23 protein-coding genes, 3 pseudogenes and 2 other annotated features are annotated in these 21,759 nt (G+C 40.2%); of the genes and pseudogenes, 4 read left to right on the top strand and 22 right to left on the bottom strand.

Features of this window, described 5'->3' with window-relative positions; all coding sequences use genetic code 11:
* Window positions 1–20: 20 nt before the first annotated feature.
* The 6 genes and pseudogenes from PRIP_RS11900 to PRIP_RS11875 all read right to left on the bottom strand — a co-directional run bounded on the left by PRIP_RS11900 (window position 21) and on the right by PRIP_RS11875 (window position 9,017).
* Window positions 21–989 carry an HD domain-containing protein gene (locus tag PRIP_RS11900; RefSeq protein ID WP_036101354.1) on the bottom strand — a complete coding sequence of 323 codons (969 nt, stop codon included), beginning with the start codon at window positions 987–989 and terminating at the stop codon, window positions 21–23.
* Between the two features lie 117 nt (window positions 990–1,106).
* Complete coding sequence (locus tag PRIP_RS11895; RefSeq protein WP_036101353.1) at window positions 1,107–4,313, bottom strand: MMPL family transporter; 3,207 nt, start codon at window positions 4,311–4,313, stop codon at window positions 1,107–1,109.
* Window positions 4,314–4,316: 3 nt separating this feature from the next.
* Window positions 4,317–4,775, bottom strand: a complete 459-nt coding sequence (locus PRIP_RS11890; RefSeq protein WP_036101352.1) for a MarR family winged helix-turn-helix transcriptional regulator — start codon at window positions 4,773–4,775, stop codon at window positions 4,317–4,319.
* Window positions 4,776–4,881: 106 nt separating this feature from the next.
* Window positions 4,882–7,291, bottom strand: a pseudogene (gene pheT, locus PRIP_RS11885) (phenylalanine--tRNA ligase subunit beta).
* Window positions 7,292–7,306: 15 nt separating this feature from the next.
* A complete protein-coding gene (gene pheS / locus PRIP_RS11880; protein ID WP_036101351.1) occupies window positions 7,307–8,347 on the bottom strand; it encodes a phenylalanine--tRNA ligase subunit alpha in 1,041 nt (346 codons plus the stop codon).
* A gap of 45 nt (window positions 8,348–8,392) precedes the next feature.
* Window positions 8,393–8,625: a binding site (T-box leader), on the bottom strand.
* A 53-nt stretch (window positions 8,626–8,678) separates the two neighbouring features.
* Window positions 8,679–9,017 carry a winged helix-turn-helix transcriptional regulator gene (locus PRIP_RS11875; protein ID WP_036085590.1) on the bottom strand — a complete coding sequence of 113 codons (339 nt, stop codon included), beginning with the start codon at window positions 9,015–9,017 and terminating at the stop codon, window positions 8,679–8,681.
* Window positions 9,018–9,186: 169 nt separating this feature from the next.
* On the opposite strand from PRIP_RS11875, the gene PRIP_RS11870 reads away from it, so the two are divergent.
* Window positions 9,187–9,534 carry a DUF6054 family protein gene (locus PRIP_RS11870; RefSeq protein ID WP_036085591.1) on the top strand — a complete coding sequence of 116 codons (348 nt, stop codon included), beginning with the start codon at window positions 9,187–9,189 and terminating at the stop codon, window positions 9,532–9,534.
* Window positions 9,535–9,584: 50 nt separating this feature from the next.
* On the opposite strand, the pseudogene PRIP_RS11865 reads toward PRIP_RS11870, so the two are convergent.
* Window positions 9,585–10,344: pseudogene (locus tag PRIP_RS11865) on the bottom strand (TrmH family RNA methyltransferase).
* A gap of 145 nt (window positions 10,345–10,489) precedes the next feature.
* On the opposite strand from PRIP_RS11865, the gene PRIP_RS11860 reads away from it, so the two are divergent.
* On the top strand, window positions 10,490–11,836 hold the full coding sequence (locus PRIP_RS11860) for a sodium-dependent transporter (protein WP_036101350.1): 1,347 nt from the start codon (window positions 10,490–10,492) through the stop codon (window positions 11,834–11,836).
* A gap of 42 nt (window positions 11,837–11,878) precedes the next feature.
* Here PRIP_RS11860 and PRIP_RS16345 read toward each other — a convergent pair whose 3' ends face one another.
* From PRIP_RS16345 to PRIP_RS11830, 6 genes are all read right to left on the bottom strand, one after another.
* On the bottom strand, window positions 11,879–12,862 hold the full coding sequence (locus PRIP_RS16345) for an NAD-dependent epimerase/dehydratase family protein (RefSeq protein WP_052008893.1): 984 nt from the start codon (window positions 12,860–12,862) through the stop codon (window positions 11,879–11,881).
* A 28-nt stretch (window positions 12,863–12,890) separates the two neighbouring features.
* Complete coding sequence (locus PRIP_RS11850; RefSeq protein WP_036101349.1) at window positions 12,891–13,970, bottom strand: M42 family metallopeptidase; 1,080 nt, start codon at window positions 13,968–13,970, stop codon at window positions 12,891–12,893.
* 116 nt (window positions 13,971–14,086) lie between these two features.
* Complete coding sequence (gene rplT / locus PRIP_RS11845; protein WP_036085597.1) at window positions 14,087–14,446, bottom strand: 50S ribosomal protein L20; 360 nt, start codon at window positions 14,444–14,446, stop codon at window positions 14,087–14,089.
* 67 nt (window positions 14,447–14,513) lie between these two features.
* Window positions 14,514–14,714, bottom strand: coding sequence for a 50S ribosomal protein L35 (rpmI, locus tag PRIP_RS11840; protein ID WP_036072786.1), 201 nt, complete (start codon window positions 14,712–14,714; stop codon window positions 14,514–14,516).
* Window positions 14,715–14,736: 22 nt separating this feature from the next.
* A complete protein-coding gene (gene infC / locus PRIP_RS11835; RefSeq protein ID WP_103035007.1) occupies window positions 14,737–15,252 on the bottom strand; it encodes a translation initiation factor IF-3 in 516 nt (171 codons plus the stop codon).
* 42 nt (window positions 15,253–15,294) lie between these two features.
* Window positions 15,295–15,427, bottom strand: a sequence feature (ribosomal protein L20 leader region).
* A gap of 103 nt (window positions 15,428–15,530) precedes the next feature.
* Window positions 15,531–15,788: a hypothetical protein gene (locus PRIP_RS11830; RefSeq protein ID WP_036101348.1), complete on the bottom strand. Its 258-nt coding sequence runs from the start codon at window positions 15,786–15,788 to the stop codon at window positions 15,531–15,533.
* A 156-nt stretch (window positions 15,789–15,944) separates the two neighbouring features.
* On the opposite strand from PRIP_RS11830, the gene PRIP_RS11825 reads away from it, so the two are divergent.
* Window positions 15,945–17,003 carry a type I restriction endonuclease gene (locus PRIP_RS11825; RefSeq protein ID WP_036101347.1) on the top strand — a complete coding sequence of 353 codons (1,059 nt, stop codon included), beginning with the start codon at window positions 15,945–15,947 and terminating at the stop codon, window positions 17,001–17,003.
* Between the two features lie 56 nt (window positions 17,004–17,059).
* Here PRIP_RS11825 and PRIP_RS11820 read toward each other — a convergent pair whose 3' ends face one another.
* The 5 genes from PRIP_RS11820 to rplS form a co-directional block, all read right to left on the bottom strand.
* Window positions 17,060–17,458 (bottom strand): VOC family protein, encoded by a 399-nt coding sequence (locus PRIP_RS11820; RefSeq protein ID WP_036101346.1) that lies wholly within the window; start codon window positions 17,456–17,458, stop codon window positions 17,060–17,062.
* A 101-nt stretch (window positions 17,459–17,559) separates the two neighbouring features.
* Window positions 17,560–17,901 (bottom strand): DUF6036 family nucleotidyltransferase, encoded by a 342-nt coding sequence (locus PRIP_RS11815; protein ID WP_036101345.1) that lies wholly within the window; start codon window positions 17,899–17,901, stop codon window positions 17,560–17,562.
* 50 nt (window positions 17,902–17,951) lie between these two features.
* On the bottom strand, window positions 17,952–18,077 hold the full coding sequence (locus PRIP_RS18000; RefSeq protein WP_277620096.1) for a hypothetical protein: 126 nt from the start codon (window positions 18,075–18,077) through the stop codon (window positions 17,952–17,954).
* On the bottom strand, window positions 18,074–18,340 hold the full coding sequence (locus PRIP_RS11810; protein WP_036101344.1) for a hypothetical protein: 267 nt from the start codon (window positions 18,338–18,340) through the stop codon (window positions 18,074–18,076). The genes PRIP_RS18000 and PRIP_RS11810 overlap by 4 nt, the downstream gene beginning before the upstream one ends.
* Before the next feature lie 128 nt (window positions 18,341–18,468).
* Window positions 18,469–18,813 carry a 50S ribosomal protein L19 gene (gene rplS, locus PRIP_RS11805; RefSeq protein ID WP_036085606.1) on the bottom strand — a complete coding sequence of 115 codons (345 nt, stop codon included), beginning with the start codon at window positions 18,811–18,813 and terminating at the stop codon, window positions 18,469–18,471.
* A gap of 183 nt (window positions 18,814–18,996) precedes the next feature.
* Here rplS and PRIP_RS11800 point away from each other — a divergent pair, with 183 nt between their 5' ends.
* Entirely contained in the window at window positions 18,997–19,701 is a 705-nt protein-coding gene (locus PRIP_RS11800; protein ID WP_036101343.1) for an MBL fold metallo-hydrolase, read from the top strand.
* 38 nt (window positions 19,702–19,739) lie between these two features.
* On the opposite strand, the gene PRIP_RS11795 is transcribed toward PRIP_RS11800, so the two are convergent.
* The 4 genes and pseudogenes from PRIP_RS11795 to PRIP_RS11780 all read right to left on the bottom strand — a co-directional run bounded on the left by PRIP_RS11795 (window position 19,740) and on the right by PRIP_RS11780 (window position 21,742).
* Window positions 19,740–20,081: a hypothetical protein gene (locus PRIP_RS11795; RefSeq protein WP_052008889.1), complete on the bottom strand. Its 342-nt coding sequence runs from the start codon at window positions 20,079–20,081 to the stop codon at window positions 19,740–19,742.
* 2 nt (window positions 20,082–20,083) lie between these two features.
* A complete protein-coding gene (trmD, locus tag PRIP_RS11790) occupies window positions 20,084–20,824 on the bottom strand; it encodes a tRNA (guanosine(37)-N1)-methyltransferase TrmD (RefSeq protein WP_036101342.1) in 741 nt (246 codons plus the stop codon).
* On the bottom strand, window positions 20,825–21,343 hold the full coding sequence (gene rimM / locus PRIP_RS11785) for a ribosome maturation factor RimM (protein ID WP_036101341.1): 519 nt from the start codon (window positions 21,341–21,343) through the stop codon (window positions 20,825–20,827).
* Between the two features lie 10 nt (window positions 21,344–21,353).
* A pseudogene (locus PRIP_RS11780) lies at window positions 21,354–21,742 on the bottom strand (YlqD family protein).
* Window positions 21,743–21,759: the final 17 nt, after the last annotated feature.

The following is a 21,759-nucleotide window of genomic DNA, read 5'->3' as shown; positions in this document are numbered from 1 at the left end:
ACTTATTCTTGATACTACAATTATACATGTATCTGACGAATAAATGAACCGATTTCAAACTGTTTTTCCAAAAATTGAATACTTTCTTGTGCTTCTTTATTTATTGTAGAGATTGGTACAACTCCCCGTTCTGTAAGCACCAACGGATCCACAACACGTGTTTTGCCTGTCATATAAAAGTCGTAGGTTTGATTGTTTATTTCAACCGCTATACCTGGATGTAGCATCGCAAGTTCTCTTTGTAAATGTGTATCGTGTATTCCTTGCAAATGCGCAATAATGTTATTATCTGTACTTTGTTTTAGCAAATCTATTTCTATATAGTGTTTTTTCATCGCATAGCGTAGTATTTCGGACATTTTCCAAGCGCTGTAGACATTCTTTGGCTCTAGTAAAACGAAGGAAACATAATGCTCATAGTTCCGAATGTACCATAAAGCTATATCTTCCGATGTTATAACAAAACGTCCATCAATCACGCAAAGCGCTCCTAAAAAAGTATCTACTTCACAGCGATTTATATGCCCATAAACCAGCATATCTCTCAAAAAATAATCGATCCGATCCGCGCACAACAAAGGGCTAGGTTGCTCCAACAATGTATAACGTGTCAAATCATCTAAACCCAGTGACTCCACATCAACCATTGCGGTTATACCATTCTTTTCTAAAGTCTCTATAAAAATACTGTCATGGTATCCTTCCTCTTTATCTTGCATCAAATAGTCAACAACATGTGAAAAGCTAGTATGTGATATATCATGCAGCAATGCCGCAATTTGTTCATCTAGCTTTGCACCAAACTTCTTAACTAGTAACATGACACCAACAGAATGTTCTAGCCGATTAACGGTCCAATTCCGTTGAACCAAATAGGCTGCCCCCGCTTGATGAACCCCTGCCAAACGTTGCATTGCATCTGATTTAATTAAGGTTTCAAGCACACCATCTATCTCAAACTCTCCATATAGAACATCTGTATATTTCATTTCCATTCACCTCTTGACAGAACTTATGTTCGTATTTTATAATAAATTATCTTCCCTGTCAAATAACTGCAACTCAAAAAATTGGACAGTCGCTAAACTGCCCAATCGTCTTTATTTTTATGGATGTTTTGGTTTTACATTTTCTTGATGATCATTTTTGCGAGTGATGAACGGCCACCAATTGGCCTGACCGAATAGCCGAACCATGACTGGGACGAATAGCGGTAAGACGACAAACGCGTAAAGCAATAATCCAATGAGCACAACCGTGGCGATTTCTAGTAGTGATAGTACACCAGCCGGCATCATCGCTGCAAAAGTTCCGCCTAAAATGAGAACCGCTGAGAAAATAACGCCGCCCATATTTTTCATCGTTAATATCATCCGTTCGCGAATTGGCATTCCGTGGTACTCGTTGAATCGTGTCATCAAGAAGATGGAGTAGTCGATTCCGAGCGCCACAAGAACAACAAATCCAAAGAATGGTGTCGCCCAAGTTAGCCCGTCATAGCCAAGGAATCTAGCAAAAATAATCTCTGCAATCCCGATGGATGCAAAATAGGTCAACACCAGAGAAGCTATCAAGTAAAGTGGCATCACAAGAGAGCGTAATACGATTACTAAGACAATGAACACGCCTGTAAGTACAAACATAAGTACAAGGTGATAATCAGCACTTGACATGTCGCGAGTATCATAGTTAATGCTTGTCATTCCACCGATTCCAATGTTCGCATTCTCTAACTTAGTTCCTTGTAAACTCGATTTCAGCTGATTGTTAATACCATCAATGGCATCCATAGCTCCATCAGAATACGGATTCTTCGTTAATACAAGATTTAGTGTAGCCAATTTACCATCTGATGACATATACTGATCTAACACTTTTTGATAATCTGAATTATTTACTAATTGGTCTGGAACATAAATACCTGATTCATCATATGGGACAGTAGACCAATTCTTGACAAAATCATTAGCCCCTGTAATACCTGACTGAATTTGACCTAAACCATCAGCACTTTGTTTTAAGCCGTTTGTTAGTTCGCCAATTTGACCTGTCATCGCTGAAAATCCGCTTTGCAATTGGCCTTGTCCTGCGGCTAATTGTGCTAATGCTGAGGATATTTCAGGCATTTTTGCTATTGCTTGGTCTTGTCCTGTGGCCGCTTGATTTAGGCCCGTTTCAAGTTGCGTTAAACCTGTATCAATTTGACCTAGTCCGCTGTTAAACGCCGTCAAACCTTGTGTTATTTGTGCATTTTTTTCGTTGAGTTGTGACATTGTAGAAGCTAGGGTTTGAATGCCTTGATTTAAAGCTGTCATTTGTTGTTTAGCTTTGGTCATTTCTTGCTCGATTTGTGCCTCTATTTGCGGTTGAAGCGCTCCTGTTGCTTGTTTTAATTTCTCAAAATTACGGATGATTGCGGTAAATTGTGGGTCTACAGGGTGATTGGATTTATACGTGTTAATCGCATTTTCCATATCGCTAATCATCATATTTAATGCAGAAGTATCTATTGCTGGTTTGGCAGGATTTTGGAACTGAGCGGTTTGATCAGCTACTTTTTGAAGTGCTGTGCCGACCTGTTCGTAACCAGATTGGATTTGTTTCTGTCCGTTTTGCAGGGTTGTCAGTTGTTCGCGTGCTGTTTTAACGCCCTGTTCTAAATCTCCTGCACCAGATGCACCCGCCTTGATTCCAGTTGAGATTTGCGTTAACGCGGCTTGTAGTTGGTCTACGCCTTCTTTTGTTGCAGCCGTTCCCGATTGAAGTTCGCCGATGCTTTTCACTGCTTCATTTAATTGTGGTTCAGATTTCGCCATTTCGGTGCTGGCTTCGGATAGTCCTTTTTGGATAGTACCAATACCATTTCCGGCTTCATCTAGCCCGTCACCTACTTTTTTGCTCTGATCCTTGACATAGATATCATCAAGTCGCTTACCTGTAGGCCTTGTAGCGCTTAACACCATATCGACGCCTTTAACATGCGAGAGGTCCGTTGAAATTTCTTCAAGTAATGCCAGATATTCGCTTGTTTTCATCGGGTCATCGTTTTCTAAATAAACAGTTGTTGGTGCAACTTGACCAGCTCCAAAACTGTCTGAAACTACGTCAAATCCTTTCTTAGATGGGTATTTATCGCTTATTTCGTCTAGTGAGTTGAACGATAAATTGCCTGTATATAGGATAATCGGCGGAACTGTAATAGCTGCAACAATTAACAATGCTAAAAATGGTCTTGCGAAAGTGAATTTTCCTGCGGCACCCCATAATTTATTTTCTTTATGGGAGACATTTTTATTGAGTGGCCAGAATAGCTTTGTTCCTAGAGTTGCCATGAAAAATGGAACAATAGTGAAAAGTGCCACTAGGAGCACAACAATTCCAACAGCAACTGCTACCGCAGAACGATAGAGCTCGAATTGAACGAAACTTAAAGAGGCAAAAGCAACTAATACTGCAATACCGCTGTAAATAACTGTTTTTCCTGCTGTGCGATAGGTTGCAAATACAGCTTCTTTTCCAGATAAGCCACTGCCTATTTCTTCTTTAAAACGACTCATCAGCAAAATACAGTAGTCTGTACCTATTCCAAATAGGATACAGACCATAAATATTTGTGTGTATGTCGACACCGGAAAATCCCACTTGTCGACGAGAAATGATACTACTGCTTGGCTTGTTAGGTAACTAATACCAACAGTTAATAACGGAATAAAGGGTGCTACAGCAGAACGGAATACAAGCACTAATACAACTAGAATAAAGACGATTGTGATACCTTCTGTTTTATGTACACCGTCTTCAGAGCTTTGCACGACATCTTCTTGAATTAACGCATTTCCAGTTAAATACGTGTCGACTCCTTTGATATCCATCTTTTTATCAATGTCATTACGGATTTCTTTTACCGGGGTTTTTCCAGCTACGACATTTAGTGTGGCTACCATTGTTTTTCCATCTTTGGATAGGAACTTATCTTTTAATTCTGGTTGGTTGAAACTATCTACGACACTTGTAATGTGTAAGGATTTCTTATTTTCTTCAATGGAAGATAGTGAGTCTTCGATATTGCTTACGTCTGTTTTCGTTAATTTTTTATCGGATGTGTAAACAGCGATGTAGGCTTGTCCCTGTTTGTCTGGGTTATGTTTTTTCTCCATTTCGGTAGCCAGTGAAGATGGGTAGCCATCAGGAAGCTTAATTTCTCCTTTTTCACGGACTAAATCAGCCATATTCGGTGCTGTAAAGAGAAGGACAGCCATGACTACTAGCCATGCTGCAACAATTGGCCATCTAAATTTTACAATCCATTTCATTTTTTACTCCCCCTTTGTTTTTTGGATGACTGACTCAGATATCTTTTTATACAGTGTTAAAAATTGTTCACTATCTTCTTCGCCTAGAATTTCCAGCCAATTGGATACGAGATTTTCTAGTTTTTGCTCACACGCCTGATATACCTTTTCCCCATCTTCTGTAACTGTTAACACAAAAACGCGCTGATCTTTATGGTTTTTTTCACGGTGAATAAGTTTTTTTTCTAGTAACCGATTTATTTTGGACGAAATAGCGCTTTTGTGAACGCTCAATACTGTTGCTAAATGGTTTGGGCTACAAACTCCGTGTTCCGCTAAATAACGTAGCACTAGAAATTGTTCAAAAGAGATACCTTGCTTGCCTAGAATTTGTTCGGCAATCGCGTCATGAAGCTGTCGTGTCGCAAATATGTAGGTTTCTTCGTAGCTTTTTATGAGTTGCTTAACTTTCTTGTTTTCCAAAACAAGTTCACCCCCTAAACTATTTGTTTAATATACCTTATTTTTCATGGTAGCGCAAAAAAACTGCTCTTTTCTAATTCGAAAAGAACAGTTTTTGAACACTTATTTAGCGAATCACTGCATCAAATTTAGATTCTAACGCCGATACGATAGCTTGATTGGCTTTTGTAACTTCTTCATCCGTAAGTGTGCGCTCTGGATCAAGGAATGTTAATGTGTAGGCCATTGATTTCTTGTCTGCACCCAATTTCTCACCTTCGAAAATATCAAATAATTGAATGTTATGAAGGAGTTTGCCTGCTTGGGACTTGATTTCATTTTCCAATGCAGCTTGACTGACTTCTTTGCTCACTAATAACGCGATATCACGTGTCATAGCTGGGTATCTTGGGATTGTATGGTATGTGACAGCTGTTTTCGGTGCTGCTAAAAGCTCTGCTACGCTTAGTTCAAAGACATATGTTTCTTTTAAATCTAGTTCTGCAGCAAGTGATGGGTGAACTTGGGCTACGTACCCAATTTGTTTACCCGCAAGCCAGATGGAAGCAGTTCTTCCTGGATGTAAGTCTTGTTTTTCAGCTTGTTTCCATTCTAGTTGGTCTGTCAAGCCAAGTTTAGTTACTACGCCTTCAATGATACCTTTTAACACGAAGAAGTCGACTTTTTTCACTTGTTTTTGCCAGTCATTTTCTTGCCAATTACCAGTAATAAGACCTGCTAAATGCTCCGTTTCAAGTGGCAAGTTATCACCTTCTGTTGCGTAAAATACAGTGCCTAATTCGTAAAGCGATACGCTATTGTTATTTCTTGCTACATTATAGCTCGCTGCTTTTAGAAGTTGTGGGACAATGCTTGTACGCAGATGGCTATGTTCTTCACTCATTGGCATAGATAATGCTACCGCTGTTTCTTCGGATAGAGCTAGTTGGGTTGCGGCTTCTTTACTTGTTAATGAGTACGTCAATGCTTGATTTAGCCCTGCACCTTCTAGGTATCTGCGGATTGTTCTACGCGCTGCTTGTTCTGTTGTTAAATGACCTGCAGAAATACTGATTGGAAGTGTGGATGGGATTTTATCGTAGCCATAAATACGCGCGACTTCTTCAAAAATATCTGCTTCAATCGTGATATCCCAACGACGTGATGGTACAGTTATTGCTAATTCATCGCCACTGACTTCTAAATCAAATTGTAATTTAGCAAAAATAGATACGATTTCAGCATCGCTTATTTCTGCTCCCAAAACACGATTAATGCGTGTTAAAGTTGTTTCAATTTTGTTTGGCTACTTTTTCGCGATTATCAACGCTTGCTATACCACCGACTAAGGTTCCACCAGTTAGTTCGGCGATAAGTGCTGCGCCGTGTTGCAACGCTTGCTCTACTTTCCAGGCATCGCTTCCTTTATCGTAACGAATGCTTGCTTCAGTTCTCAAATTAAGTTCACGTGATGCCTTTCCAACATAACTGCTTGCAAAAATGGCACCTTCAAGCGCAACCGTCGTTGTTGTTTCGATGACTTCGGAAGATTCGCCGCCCATCACACCTGCAATAGCAATTGGTGCTAATCCGTTTGTAATTACCGTATGACCTGCGTTAAGTTTGCGTGTTTCGCCATCTAATGTCACAATTTCTTCGCCATCCGTAGCTAAACGAACAACGATTTCTTTGCTACCAAGTCGTGCATAGTCGAATGCATGAAGCGGTTGTCCGTATTTCAAACAAATATAATTCGTAATGTCTACCACGTTATTATGCGGACGAATTCCAGCTTTCATCAGCTTGGTTTGTAGCCATAATGGTGATGTTCCAATTGTAACATCTTTGATTACCTGCATACCATAAAACGGTGTCGTATCCGCATCTTGAACACGAACTGTCACATAATCAGCCACATCGCCTTGTGTTTCAGAAGTTGGGATAGCTTTTAATTCAGGTTTTTGATCGACAATCGCGCCAACTTCATAGGCTACACCAATCATGCTTAATGCATCTGCGCGGTTCGGTGTAATTGCCATATCTAAAATCGCATCGTCTAAGCCTAGCAATTCACTAGCATCAGAACCAACGGCAACTTCTTCTGGTAATACAAAGATTCCGTCGGCAACTGCTTTTGGAATTGTTTTTCCTTCAAAGCCGAGTTCTTGTAAAGAACAAATCATACCTTCTGATACTTCGCCGCGTAGTTTTGCACGTTTAATTTTAATGCCACCTGGAAGTTTGGCACCAACTCTTGCTACGACTACTTTTTGACCAGCTGCAACATTAGGCGCCCCACAAATTATTTGTACTGGTTCTGCTTCACCTACATCAACTGTGCATTTATTTAATGTATCTGCATTCGGATGTTTCTCACATGTTAACACTTCGCCGACAACGATGCCTGATAATTCTGCGTCTAAATGTTCCACACCTTCTATTTCAATCCCACCGCGTGTAATGCGTTCTCCTAGCTCTTCTGCTGAGACCGCTAAGTTTGGGAAATATTCTTTGACCCACTGATATGATACTAACATCAACCTGTCGCCTCCTTATTCTTTCACCGAAAATTGTTTTGTAAAGCGTAAATCATTCATGTATAGATGGCGAATATCGTCCACCGCATATTTCAACATGGCAACCCGCTCAGGTCCCATACCAAATGCAAAGCCACTATATTTTTTCGAATCAATACCTGACATTTCTAATACGTTTGGGTGAACCATGCCGGAACCAAGAATTTCAATCCAACCTGTTCCTTTACAAACGCGGCAACCTTCTCCACCACATTTAAAACAAGAAATATCCATCTCAACAGAAGGCTCAGTAAATGGGAAGAAACTTGGACGCAATCTTACTTCACGATCTTCACCAAACATTTTTTTCGCAAGAACGGTTAATGTTCCTTTTAAATCAGCAAGCGTGATATTTTCGTCGACAACGAGCCCTTCGATTTGCGTGAACTGATGGGAATGTGTCGCGTCATCGTTATCACGACGGTAAACTTTACCAGGACAAATAATTTTAATCGGACCGTTGGCAAAATCGTGTTTCTCCATTACGCGTGCTTGTACTGGCGATGTTTGCGTACGTAATAACGTATTTTCTGTAATGTAGAAACTGTCCTGCATATCGCGTGCTGGGTGATCTTTCGGCAAATTGAGTGCTTCGAAATTATAATATTCTTTTTCTACTTCTGGACCCTCTGCAACCGTGTAGCCCATACCGATGAACAAGTCTTCAATTTCTTCAACGACTTGCGTCAACAAATGCGCTGTGCCTTCGCGCACCGATGTACCTGGTAGCGTGACATCAATCGTTTCGCCAGCTAACTGCTTTTTGATTTCTTCGGCTTGAAGTCCATCTTGCTTTTCTTGAATAGCATTCGTTAGTTGTTCGCGAACTTCATTAGCCACTGCGCCAACTTTTGGACGTTCTTCTGCTGATAGTTTGCCCATTTGTTTCATGATTTCTGTCATTGGACCTTTTTTACCTAAATATTTGACGCGTAGGTCATTTAAGGTTACTAAGTCTGTAGCTGCCGTAATTTGTGCCACAGCTTCTTGTTTCAGTTGTTCTAATTGATCTAACACACTACTTCACTCCTTCTTTTTGGCCAAAATAAAAAACCCCATCCACAAAGGGACGAGGTTATAATCACGCGGTACCACCCTAATAGACAGCTAAATAAGCCATCCACTTCATTCCAATAACGGCTTCACACCGATCTGTCATTCATTATACAAAATCCCGACAGCGACTCCAGAGCTGAAATGTTCGCATTACGTATCACTAAGGTTACTTGCAGTCTAAGATAACCTCTCCCTAACAATGACTTGGTAACGTTACTTGTCTCCTTCAACGTCTTTATCCATATTTGGTTGCTTGCACTTCATTATAGTATGTTTCCAGTGACATTTCAAGTTAATTTACTGTTTCCGGTTCTAACTCGATCCAAGTTTCGGCCCAGTCTTGTACTTGCAGCATCACTTTCTCAAGGCCTTTCCCTTTTTCTGTTAAAACATATTCGATGCGAACGGGGGTTTCGGGATATACCTCGCGTACGACAATTCCAGATTCTTCTAGCTCTTTTAAACGTTCAGCTAGCACACGATCACTCATTTGGGTAATCTCACCTGCGATTTCTTTAAAGCGCTTTGGTCCATCCAGTAATACGTTAATAATTAGACCTGTCCAACGCTTTCCTAAAAGCGAGAAAGCATTCTCAAACTTCGGACACATAGTATGCGTTTCTTCTTTCATAGTCCTCACCTCTGCTTACATTGTAACATATCCGAGCTAGAAAGTAACTAATTTAACCTCTGCGACTTACAATTAATAAGTAAAGAGACATATTGAAAATTACTCTCATCTGGCGTAAAATAAAAGTGACACAAACAACCATCCAAAAAAGCGTATTGGAGGAATAATCATGGCACAATCAAGATATGTCGTACAAGGTAATGTTGCTGAAACGATGGACTTAATCAAATTCTCCCAGTCTTCTAACGAACTTGTCTTTGAAGAGCTACGCCAATTCGGAGATTTTTCGCAAGGCATGTTAACGTATGAGCGAGCTAATTTTCACGCAAGTAATCCTGCTGCTTTATTTATTGTTGTGCACGATTTCAACCATGTCACAGAAGTCACGATGATTTCTATTGACGGTTCTAGTAACACATTGCTAAATAAGCTTGATTGGGGCGCAAAGAGTTTCATCGGAGGCGTAAAATCCGCACTAAAACCTGTATTAATTGAAGAAGTGAAATTACCCGACTAACTGACAAAACAGCACAAGCTAGGAATCAAGCTCCTAGTTTGTGCTGTTATTCATTTCCTTAAGCTATACATTAAAATTCCAGCTGCTACCGCAACGTTTAATGACTCACTAGAACCATAAATTGGAATGTAGACTTTGTGTGCAATTCGTGTTTGTAGCTCTTCTCGTATGCCGTTACCTTCGTTTCCAACCATGAGTGCCAATGATTCTCGTGGCTCCACATCTTGTAATCTTGTTGCTTCTTTATCTAATACAGCGCCATAAATTGGCACGCCCTCTTCTTCTAGGCGTTCAACCCAGTGCAATAAATTCGCCTGCAAAACTGGTATGTGAAAATGACTTCCTTGCGTAGAACGGATGACTTTTGGATTGTACAAGTCTGCACTTCCATGCCCGAGAATAACAGCGTCATATCCAGCAGCATCCGCGGTACGAATCAAGGTTCCAACATTCCCTGGGTCTTGCACGCCATCTAAAAGAAGGAATTTCTTTCCGAATAGCATCAGAATCTCGGGATCCTCCATTTGAACTACAGCAAAAATACCCTGATCGGTTTTTGTTTCGCTGATGCTTGTTGCCACTTCTTTATTAACTTCAAACATCGGGATATTCGCTGTATTCCAGCTTTCAGGGATTTTGACATTTGGTGCCACAATGAGTTCTATTACCAAACCATCTTGACGCAGCGCCTCTTCTACTAAATGAAACCCTTCTACTAAATATGAAAACGCTTGTTGACGGCCTTTTTTTTGTTTGTAGTTTACGCCAATTTTTTACGCGTTCGTTTTTTGTTGATTTGATCATTTCCACGATTACCACACTCCCATTCCTTCTCATTATAGCATAGTCATCGTATTTAAATAGTATCTTTTTTTGAATGAAGGTTGTGGTAGTGTAGGAAAAACTGGTATAATACTTTAAAGATAAAACGTACTAAAGGGGAGACAGAAATAATATGCAGATAAATCGGGAACAATGGACTTCAAAACTTGGCTTTATTTTATCGGCAGCGGGTTCTGCAATTGGACTTGGCGCTTTGTGGAAAATGCCTTATGTGACGGCGAATGCTGGTGGCGGTGCTTTCTTTTTAATTTTTGCAATCTTTACGATTTTTATTGGGTTACCGGTGTTGCTTGGGGAATTCGTAATCGGGCGGCGGACGCAGAGCGGGGCGATTGCTGCGTATCAAAAACTGGCGCCTAATACGAAATGGAGTTGGACTGGGCGCATTGGCGTCGTGACTTGTTTCTTTATTCTTGCTTTTTATTGTGTGGTTGGTGGCTGGGCGTTGCTTTATATTTGGAAAGCAGTGACGGGGGCACTTAGCGGGCTTTCTGTGGACAAATTGGCAGCTTTGTTTGGGGAGACGTCGAATGACCCGTGGCAAGTAATTGTGGCGACGGCACTCTTTATTGGGATTAACTGGTTTGTGTTATCTAATGGGATTACTGCTGGAATTGAACGAGCGAATCGTTGGATGATGCCGGCTTTGTTTTTATTCTTATTGATTTTGATTGTGTATTCGTTGACGTTGCCAAATGCGATGGATGGAGTTGTCTATTTTTTAGAGCCTAAATTTACGGATTTGTCTGCGGATGCTATTTTGCAGGCGTTAGGACAGAGTTTCTTTTCGCTAGCCGTTGGGGTTGGTGGCATGATTACATACGCATCCTATTTAAAACGGGATGTTTTCTTGCCAAGTAGCGCGCTCATCATCGCGCTAATGAATCTACTGATTTCGTTATTTGCGGGATTGGCAATTTTTCCAGCAGCTTTTTCTTTCGGGATTGAACCGCAAGCTGGTCCTGGTTTACTGTTTGTTGTTTTGCCAGCAATTTTTAATCAGGTGCCGTTTGGAATTGTGTTATTACTCTTATTTTTAGTGTTATTCTTGTTTGCCGCGCTAACTTCTAGCTTTTCGTTGTTTGAAGTTCCTGTGACGGCGTTTGTTGAGAATCGACCAGAATCGCGAAAACGTGTACTACGCATCGTTGTTATCATCGTAATGGCTATGGCTGTGCCAACATCGCTTAGCACTGGGGTTTTAGCCAATGTGACGCTTTTTGGAAAAGATTTATTCGGACTTGCGGATTATATCGCATCGAATATTTTACTGCCAATCGGGGCCTTTTTAATTGCGATTTTCGTTGGCTTCCGAATGCCTCGCCAAGTGTTATGGAATGAGATAACATCAGGTGGAGCCTTCGGTTTCCAACTCTTCGCTGCATGGCTATTTGTGCTAAAATACGCATGTCCAATCGCGATTTTCTTCGTGTTTTTACAACAACTCGGAATTTTATAGAAAAAAGATGATGTCCGCAAAATAGGGCATCATCTTTTTTGCTTATAGGCTTTGAAAAACTTCTTGTATTGCTAATTCAACATTATCTGCGTGATAGTCTAGCGCATCAAGTGCTTCGATTGGATGAACGTAGAGGGCTCTTGTTAGAAGTTCGGTGTAAGCAATTGGCTCAAGCCCCGCCTCTTTGCCGTGCAGTTCATTCAAATAGGCTTCTTTGCGGGCCAATATTTGCATTTCTTTTTTAGACAGTGTTTTGATTTCAATATCTGTTGCCAAAACGCGCCTTGCTTGGATTAGAAAGGCTTCGTTGGACATGTTGCGCCAACCTAATGTGAAGCTTTTTGACGGGACAGCATCCATTGCAGCACCGACAAGGGCTTGGGCAACCTGTTTTGCTGTCATGTAGCATGAGCCACCAGTCGCTTTGTTGTGATGGTCGACATATAGTGGAAATTCCGAACGATGTAAACGTTCTGCGTAGTTTTTCCAAGCAGAGACTTTGTTGGGGACTAAACCGACCACATAAGGCAAGCGCAAAGCAACAGTCGTTAAACCATTACCATTCTCCTCAAGCAAGCGCATTTCTTGTTCGACACTCGCATATATATAAGGATGCATCTCTGTCAATTGCAGTTCTGGCCAAGCCATATGAAAATAATTATAAAACGAAGTGCACAGTAGGAAACGTGACATTCCTGCTTGTCTAGCAAGTTGCGCTAAGTGTTGCACTGGCTCCACATTCGCCTGAAAGAAGAACTCTTTCGCTGGCTTATCTGGAATAAAGTGTGAATTAACGCCACCTGCAAAAACAAAGATATCCTGCCCTTTTAACAATTTTACAATTTCTGCATCTGACATGTCGTTCATATTACCAAAATGATGTTTTGCGCGCGGGTCAAGCACGCCCTCTTCTGGTACGGGAGGCAGTGATAATGTCGTTACCTGATATTCCTCTGTGTCTAAAAATGCTTTTGTCGCGGCATAACCAATTAGACCGGTTCCACCAAGAATAAATACGGATTTCAATGCTGACGCCCCTCCTTGTTAGTTAAAACTAGCCGAGACGGATTTCGCTTACTTTATCGGCATCTAAACGTTTGACAACTTCGGTAATTAATTTTACGGCATTGGTAAAATCATCGCGGTGAAGCATCGATGTATGGGAATGAATGTAGCGTGTTGCGATAGTGATAGAAAGCGACGGGATGCCGTTTCCTGTTAAGTGGATGGCTCCTGAGTCTGTGCCACCTGCAGCGATCGCTTCAAATTGATACGGGATTTCTAATTCGTCTGCAACATCAGTTACAAAATTACGCAACGGGGCATGGCTAATCATAGACGCGTCATAAATAATGATTTGCGGGCCTTCTCCCATTTTGCTAACTGCTTCTTTTGCTGTTACGCCTGGTGTATCTCCTGCGATTCCTACATCAACGCCGAATGCGATGTCAGGCATGATTTGATGAGCCGATGTTTTCGCACCACGCAAGCCTACTTCTTCTTGCACTGTTCCAACGCCGTACACGATATTTGGGTGGTTTTCGCCTTTTAAGTTGCGTAAAACTTCGATTGCAATCGCTAAACCAATGCGGTTATCCCAAGCTTTTGCTAGTAGGTATTTCTCGTTTTTCATAACAGTGAATTCAAATGCTGGCACAATCATGTCGCCTGGTTTAATGCCCCAGCTTAAGACTTCTTCTTTGTTTGCCGCACCGACATCGATGAACATATCTTTAATATCAAATGCTTTTTGACGTTCTGCAGCTGTCATCAAATGTGGAGGTTTAGAACCGATAACGCCTGTGATTTCCTCGCCAGAACGTGTAACGATTGTCACGCGCTGTGCTAACATAACAGAGCTAACCCAGCCGCCGATGGTTTGGAACTTAATAAAACCGTTCTCATCGATTTGCGTTACCATAAAACCAACTTCATCTAAATGGCCTGCGATCATTACTTTAGGACCGTTAGCGTCTCCTGTTTTCGTTGCGATAGCACTGCCTAATCCATCTGTTTCAAATGTATCTGCTAGTGGCTCTATGTATTGTTTGAAAACTTCACGGACCGCGCGTTCATTTCCTGAAATCCCTTTAGCGTCAGTTAGTTCTTTAAGCATTTGTAACTGTTTATCCATTCGTTATTCCTCCCTAATTCTTCAATTTCCATCTACAAGTATACGATAAAATCACGGGTAACGCAAAAACAGACAACGATTGAGAAATAGTTCCTCGTTTGTTGTCTGTTAACCTCTTATTTCGCTAAAGCGTCTTTAGCTTGTGTTGCGATTTGAGAGAATGCTGCTTCGTCATGTACTGCTAAGTCAGCAAGCATTTTGCGATTCATGTCGATACCAGCAAGTTTCAAACCGTGCATGAATTTGCTGTAAGAAAGATCGTTCATACGAGCTGCCGCATTGATACGTGCAATCCATAATTTACGGAAGTCACGTTTCTTTTGACGACGATCACGGTAAGCATATTGGTAAGATTTCATTACCGCTTGGTTTGCTACTTTATATAGTGTGTGCTTCGAGCCATAATAGCCCTTTGCTAATTTAATTATCTTTTTACGACGTTTGCGTGTTACTGTTCCGCCTTTTACGCGTGGCATATAAATTACCTCCTAATGGGTTTTCACAAAAATAGATTCTGTGTTAGTTTTTCGAATTAAAACTGGCTTATTTCATTTTAGCGACCATTTGACGAATACGTCTGAAGTCACCTTTTGAAACTAACGCACTTTTACGTAGTTTACGTTTTTGTTTTTGAGATTTATTGGCGAACATATGACTTGTGTAACCGTGCGAACGTTTTAATTTACCAGAACCTGTTCTTTTGAAACGCTTAGCAGAGCCACGGTGAGTTTTCATTTTTGGCATGAATATTTCCTCCTCTAGAACTTTACTTTTCTTGAATTGGCGCTAGGACTAAGAACATTGAGCGTCCGTCCATTTTTGGTCTTTGCTCAATTGTACAAAGGTCTTCGCACTCTTTCGCAAAACGGTCAAGCACCTTCTGACCGATTTCTTTATGGGTAATCGCACGTCCTTTAAAGCGGATAGAGCATTTTACTTTATCGCCTTTCTCAAGGAACTTGCGCGCATTACGTAGTTTCGTATCGAAATCGTGTTCATCAATCGTTGGACTTAAACGAACTTCTTTCATTACGATGATTTTTTGATTTTTGCGAGCTTCTTTGTCTTTCTTCTGTTGCTCGAAGCGGAATTTACCATAGTCCATAATGCGGGCTACTGGCGGTTTCGCAGTCGGGGCAACTAGAACAACGTCTAAATTAGCTTTCTCCGCAATTTCAAGCGCTTCTGCTTTGGTTTTAACGCCCAGCTGTTCGCCATCTTGATCAATCAATCTAAGTTCACGTGCACGAATCCCATCATTTACTAACATGTCTTTGCTAATGGTGAGCCACCTCCATAATTTATTACTCATAACAAGTGCGAGCGCATGAAAAAAGCGCCGGTTTCGTTACAAACCCGCACATCAGAAAATTCACATAAGTGAACCATAATTCCAATTCTTTGCCTGCAAAAATAAATTTCACGAGGCGAGAAGCGGGATGCTCCTTCTTTCTTGTCATTTCATTAACCAGAAGTTATTGTACCACGGCTAGACTGTAGATGTCAAATCACCTACTCATTTGACCACGAGACTTATCATACCAGAGTTTTCAAACCTTTTCAAGACTTTTCATGAAAAAATGTTTCGTCGAAAAGAATTTTGAACGGGCTGTGGATGGTTTGTTGCATGATGGCCGTCATGATTTGTTCCTTCTCTAGTTGAGAAATTGGCGTGATTTCCGTGTTTTTATGCCATGATTGGATGGCTTCTGGGTTCGCGATGAAGCCGCCTTTGGTGAGGTTGCCGGTTAAAATAAACTCCATTCCTTCTTTATTTCCAACAATAATATAATCTCCACGCCCCGTCAAAGTATACATATATTTTCCTCTTCTTTCGTTTTGATAAATCATCTTGCAATCCAATGTGTAAAAAACAATACAAAATATGCTATAATCAAACTAGCTACAGCTATTAAAAAGATAGACTAATAGTTTTACTCAAAAAAATATGAAAACAATAGGGAGCGAAATTAGATGGAACAAGACAAATTTACTGCTAATGTAAAAGTACTTGGTGAACGTATTGCGCAACTAAAAGAGTCAATTGTAACTGAGGAAGCCACAAAAACATCACTTATAATGCCATTTTTTCAATTGCTGGGTTATGATGTATTTAATCCACTGGAATTTACACCTGAATTTATTGCTGATGTAGGTATAAAAAAGGGAGAAAAAGTAGACTATGCTATTTTAGTAGATGGCAAGCCTATTCTTTTAATCGAAGCAAAGTCAATAAATGAACAGCTTAAAAAGCACGATTCACAATTATTTAGATACTTCGGTACAACTACTGCTAAGTTTGGCATTCTAACAAATGGTGATGAGTATCGCATTTATACGGATTTAGAAGAGCCTAATAAGATGGATCCCACACCTTTCTTCACATTCAGGCTTACAGATGTTCAAGACACGCAAATACCTGAAATTATCAAATTTCACAAAGATAACTTCGATATCGAAGCAATATCAAAAACAGCATCTGATTTGAAGTACCTTGGTCATATAAAAAAATTTATCGGTCAAGAAATTGAAAACCCAAGTGAAGATTTCGTAAAATTTGTTATCAGCGAAATCTATGGCGGCATGAAAACTAAGGCAATCATTGATAAATTCACACCCGTCGTAAAACGAGGGTTCCGGCAATACATTTCCGAACAAGTTAATAATAAATTAAGTGCCGCTCTAAATAATAACGTCACATCATCGGTAGAAGATGAAGAATTCCTGGAAGAATTAATTGAAGAAGATAGTATTGAAACAACACCTGAGGAATTAGAAGCCTTTACCACCGTCAAACTACTCTTAAAAAACTCAATTGATACCAGCCGTATCTATTTCCGTGACAATCGCTCTTACTTCAATATTATCTTAGATGATAACATTAGAAAATGGATACTTAGGCTCTATATAAATAATAGTCGCAAATATATTACTTTGAATGATGATGAAAAAACAACAATTGATATCACAGAGGTGCTAGATATCTACAATTACGCAGATAAAATCACCCCTATTGTAGAAAATTACAAATAATATAAGAGAAGCCTGGCAATATATTTTTAATTATATATATTACTCAGGCTTTTCTTTCATTTCTCCCAATTAAGTTCCCAACTAAAGCCAAACTTATCTACTACTTTTGCATGTACGGCGCCCCAGAACGCTTCCTGTAGCTCCATTTCAATCGAACCTTCTTCTGCCAACGCTTTGTAGACTTTCGTAATCTCTGCTTCAGAATCGAACTCTAAGCCTAGAATCACGCTATTTCCTTCTGCTACCGGTGTTTGGAAAATATCATTGAGGTACAGTGTAATCTGCTCGTTCACAACGATTTCGGCATGCAAAACCTTGTTCGGATATTCCTCAAAGCCTGGAATACCATCCGACATCTGCAAATTCTTGATTTCCCCTCCAAAAATAGCGTGATAATAATCCACCGCTTCCTTACAATGATCGGTTGTTAAATACGGAATTAATTGCTTCATCATAAAACTTCCTTTCATTTACTTGATATTGCTAGAATACGCGATTCTTTGCTCATTTGCAAGAAAAGCCTAGAACAAGATGAATGGCTTGTTCTAGGCTTTATTTAAATACCGTGTATTTGTAAATAGTCATGGAAATTATGAAAATTGTAATCTTTGTTGTTCGGGTTTAAAACATAGTCCTTGTAGTCATCAATCATGTTTACTAATTCCGGAATATTACTATGCTTTAGAATCCCCGTTTCTTTCAAATCTTCCTCGTCTTTTTGCCTTGTGCTGAATAGTTTCGAAAGCGCAAAGTATTCGATTGTTGGTATGTGTACGTTTAAGTTCGAAAAACGCAAGGTTTCGGCGAACTTTATCTCCTCGGGAGGCGGAATTTCAATTACAGTCACCTCGTCAATATAGAATTTCGCCAACACTTTTCGAAACGAGCTGTCATTCACAACTTACTTAACCATAAAATCGATATCGATTGTTTCTCTAAATTCATCTTTTAAAGATACTTTCCTAATAAGCCGCCGATCAAAATAACATCTGCATAAACATTGTTTTCAGCCATTTCTGCATTTAGTTCTTCTAAAATGATAGTTAAAAAGTCAACATCTTGGTCTAAAATCAAGTAGCTAGTTTCTCTTTCGCTAATTTATATAAGCGGTCGCTTTGAACGGTCATGTTTAAATGGTTGATGTATTTGTTTAGCCAGTCTTTCTCGCGGTCTTGTTTCTTCATTGTCAATAATTTGGATGGATGCAGTAGTAAATTACGCAAAACTTGTACTTGTTCGCGATAACGAACCGTATTCTTGGTCGTGCCGTTTTTTAAATATTGCACTTGTTTATACTGAATAACAAGCTTTCTGTACGGGTATACAAACACGTTCATTACCAATCATCCTCTCTTCATTTTGTTACTAATATTATAACACGGAAGCTTAGAGTGGGCAATATAATGCCAACTGAAAAAGGCGGCTAGCACGGAGCCAACCACCTTCATAAGGATACGCGTTATCCTTAACGAATTTCTTTAATACGAGCTGCTTTACCACGTAGTTCACGTAGGTAGTAAAGTTTAGCGCGACGTACTTTACCACGACGTAATACTTCTAATTTAGCGATACGTGGAGTGTGTACAGGGAATGTACGCTCAACACCAACGCTGTAAGAAATTTTACGAACTGTGAAAGTTTCGCTGATTCCTGATCCGCGGCGTTTAATAACAACACCTTCAAAAAGCTGAATACGTTCGCGAGTTCCCTCGACAACCTTCACGTGAAGGCGAACTGTATCTCCCGGACGGAAGCTAGGTACATCTGATTTTAACTGATCTTTAGTAATTTCATTGATTAACAAATTCATTACTCTTCATCTCCTTCCAACAGACATTCTTTCATTATGTAAATGAAGCGGAACATCGTTATAAAACTGGTTTTGTCCAGTTACTAATCTAATTTATCACATTTCGGATAGTGTGTAAAGGTTTTTTTCTTGATGGCTAAAATATGATATGATAGGCTTGACGAACAGGCAGAAGAAGAAAGGATGAAACAAATGACACACAACTTTCTTACGCAATTGACCACCTTGCCCGCTTTATTTCCAGTCAACTATTATTTAGTGCATGAAAAAGACGGCTTAACACTCGTTGACACAGGCTTGCCGATGAGCCGCACAACTATATTGCAAAACATTGCTGCCACAGGTTTACCCCTTCGTTCGATTGTACTAACACATGCCCACGGTGATCACATTGGTTCGCTAAAAGCTGTAAAAGAAGCACATCCAGATGCTCAAATTTGCATCGCTGCACGTGAATTAGAACTATTAAAAAATCCCGAACCTTACGCATTCGAAGCGCAAAAACCAATCAAAGGTTCATATCCAGAAAAACTACCTGTCAACGTTGATAAAGTCCTACAAGAAGGGGACATGATCGGTTCATTATCGATTTTAGAAACACCAGGGCATACGCCAGGATCTATCTCACTTTTTGATAATCGTTCAAAAATTATGATTGTTGGAGATGCATTGCAGACTCGAGGAGGCTTAGCGATTGCTGGTGATACGCGACCTCTTTTTCCATTTCCAACGATGGGTACATGGGATTTAGAAACTGGCATCGCATCAGCCCAGAAAATTCTGCAATATAAACCGAGTGCCTTGGCTCCAGGGCACGGAAGAATCCTCCCCGACCCGTTACCTTCCCTTGAAAAAGTCATCGAGCGTGCAAAGAGGAAAATACGATAAAAATGGAGAACCGCGAAATTGGACGGTTCTCCATTTTTTTAGAATCGAGTAATTTTAGTCATGACTACCGTGCCATAGCCTACTTGACTGAAAAGCAATTTACCGTCTTCTTCTTTTATAAAATGTTCATCAAAATGGCAATTCAACACGGCATCTCCGCCAAGTTCATGTGCCTGTTCTTGCAGTCCCCGAACTAAACCGGAGAAATCAGACGTTGCTTGCCAACCTACTTTTGGTTCCACTTGTACATAATTCCGTACAAAAACGATTTGCACAACATCATGGTTGACCGCTGTTGGTCCGGTCGAGACTGTGATGGATCCGACGTCACGATTTAGTACATCGTCGCGGTTTTCTTCTTCATTTTTAAAGATACTCATGTTTAATCCACTCCTCTTTTTATCTCATCTAACCATTTTAGTTGCTGGTCGGACAATGTATAATTATTGAGTAAATCTGGTCGACGTTCCCATGTTCGGCGCAGTGACTCGCGTTCCCGCCATTCTTCAATAAGCTTATGATTCCCATTTAATAACACTTCTGGTACATCCATATCGCGAAATTGCGCTGGCCGTGTGTAATGTGGATGCTCTAACAGCCCAGTCGAAAAGGAATCTGTGACGGCCGAGTCGGCATTTCCTAGCGCTCCTGGAAGCAAACGAATCACACTATCCATCATCGCCATTGCCCCAATTTCACCGCCAGTTAAAATATAATCCCCAATCGAAACCTCATCTGTCACTAAAAATTCGCGAATGCGCTCATCGTAACCTTCATAATGCCCGCATATAAAAATTAAATGTTCCTCTTGTGCAAATTCTTCCGCCATTTTCTGATCGAATCGTTTGCCAGCTGGATCCATTAAAATCACGCGGGGCTTCGTATTTGGCGTGCGTTCTTGCAATGCTTCGACCGCGGAGAAAATCGGTTGGGCTTTTAGCAACATTCCTGCGCCGCCGCCATAGGGATAATCATCGACTGTTTGGTGCTTTCCTTCTGCATATTCCCGAAAGTCCGTAACAGAAACATCAACGAGTCCTTTTTCAATTGTTTTTTTAATGATGGAGTTGCCTGTCATGCCATCAAACATCGTCGGAAAAATCGACAATACATCTATTTTCATCTAGTCAAACAATCCTTCCATGACTGAAATCGTGATTTTCTTGTCAGCAATGTTAACAGATGTCACAACGTCCGCGATATAAGGCACTAGCTTGTCTTTCTCGCCCTTTTGTTGGACTACCCAGACATCGTTTGCACCTGGTGTTAAAATCTCGCTAATCGTTCCTAGCAGCTCGCCTTCTTCGGTATAAACTTCACAACCAATGATTTCGTGGAAGTAAAATTCATTTTCTTCTAAATCGCCAAGTTGAGATTCTGGCACTTTCAACATGCCTTCTTTCATCCGCTCGACATTGTTAATCCCCATAATGCCTTCAAACGTCAATAAATCGAAATTTTTATGTTTGCGATGGGTTTTAATAACTAGTTTCTCTGGTTTCTTACTATTCTTTGCAAATAAAAATAACTCATTTCCAGGGACAAAACGCTCATCTGCGAAATCGGTTTGCGACATCACGCGTACTTCTCCCATTAATCCATGTGTATTCACGATTTTTCCTACATTAAACATCTGTTCCATACTTTCACCTCTAGCGTATTTCTATTACTACATCATCTTTCACAACAATCGTCTTCGCAAAAATGCTATCGTTCCAAGTATCTCCTACGGCTATATCTAAAAGTGCTTCTAATTCTTGCTCTCTGATCTCACTGCCAAGCGGCAAAATCTCTAATTGTTCTACTTGAAATTCAATCAGTTTTAGCTTTTCTTGACGTAACTCGATTTCCCGACCAAAGTAATCATTGACCGAATCTTGATTATACTTATGTTTACGCTCCATCTTTTTTTGTTCAAAATGAAGTTGATCACTTTCTTTTTGCAATTGCTGACGTTGTTCTAAGTAAAAATGTAATAGTTTTTGTTTACTTTTTTCTGTTAAAACTTGGTTTTGACAGTCACTTTTTGGATAATTTTCATTAAAAACGCTCCTTAAT

This window comes from Paenilisteria riparia FSL S10-1204 (assembly GCF_000525995.1).
GTDB classification, from domain to species: domain Bacteria; phylum Bacillota; class Bacilli; order Lactobacillales; family Listeriaceae; genus Listeria_A; species Listeria_A riparia.
This window is presented reverse-complemented; position numbering and strand designations above follow the sequence as displayed.

Coding starts and splice junctions, on each gene's coding strand:
- PRIP_RS11900 (WP_036101354.1), bottom strand. CDS start 989: ATGAAATATACAGATGTTCTATATGGAGAGTTTGAGATAGATGGTGTG.
- PRIP_RS11895 (WP_036101353.1), bottom strand. CDS start 4,313: ATGAAATGGATTGTAAAATTTAGATGGCCAATTGTTGCAGCATGGCTA.
- PRIP_RS11875 (WP_036085590.1), bottom strand. CDS start 9,017: ATGAAAGAAGAAACGCATACTATGTGTCCGAAGTTTGAGAATGCTTTC.
- PRIP_RS11870 (WP_036085591.1), top strand. CDS start 9,187: ATGGCACAATCAAGATATGTCGTACAAGGTAATGTTGCTGAAACGATG.
- PRIP_RS11860 (WP_036101350.1), top strand. CDS start 10,490: ATGCAGATAAATCGGGAACAATGGACTTCAAAACTTGGCTTTATTTTA.
- PRIP_RS11850 (WP_036101349.1), bottom strand. CDS start 13,970: ATGGATAAACAGTTACAAATGCTTAAAGAACTAACTGACGCTAAAGGG.
- rplT (WP_036085597.1), bottom strand. CDS start 14,446: ATGCCACGCGTAAAAGGCGGAACAGTAACACGCAAACGTCGTAAAAAG.
- rpmI (WP_036072786.1), bottom strand. CDS start 14,714: ATGCCAAAAATGAAAACTCACCGTGGCTCTGCTAAGCGTTTCAAAAGA.
- PRIP_RS11830 (WP_036101348.1), bottom strand. CDS start 15,788: ATGTATACTTTGACGGGGCGTGGAGATTATATTATTGTTGGAAATAAA.
- PRIP_RS11825 (WP_036101347.1), top strand. CDS start 15,945: ATGGAACAAGACAAATTTACTGCTAATGTAAAAGTACTTGGTGAACGT.
- PRIP_RS11820 (WP_036101346.1), bottom strand. CDS start 17,458: ATGATGAAGCAATTAATTCCGTATTTAACAACCGATCATTGTAAGGAA.
- PRIP_RS11810 (WP_036101344.1), bottom strand. CDS start 18,340: ATGAACGTGTTTGTATACCCGTACAGAAAGCTTGTTATTCAGTATAAA.
- rplS (WP_036085606.1), bottom strand. CDS start 18,813: ATGAATTTGTTAATCAATGAAATTACTAAAGATCAGTTAAAATCAGAT.
- PRIP_RS11800 (WP_036101343.1), top strand. CDS start 18,997: ATGAAACAAATGACACACAACTTTCTTACGCAATTGACCACCTTGCCC.
- PRIP_RS11795 (WP_052008889.1), bottom strand. CDS start 20,081: ATGAGTATCTTTAAAAATGAAGAAGAAAACCGCGACGATGTACTAAAT.
- trmD (WP_036101342.1), bottom strand. CDS start 20,824: ATGAAAATAGATGTATTGTCGATTTTTCCGACGATGTTTGATGGCATG.
- rimM (WP_036101341.1), bottom strand. CDS start 21,343: ATGGAACAGATGTTTAATGTAGGAAAAATCGTGAATACACATGGATTA.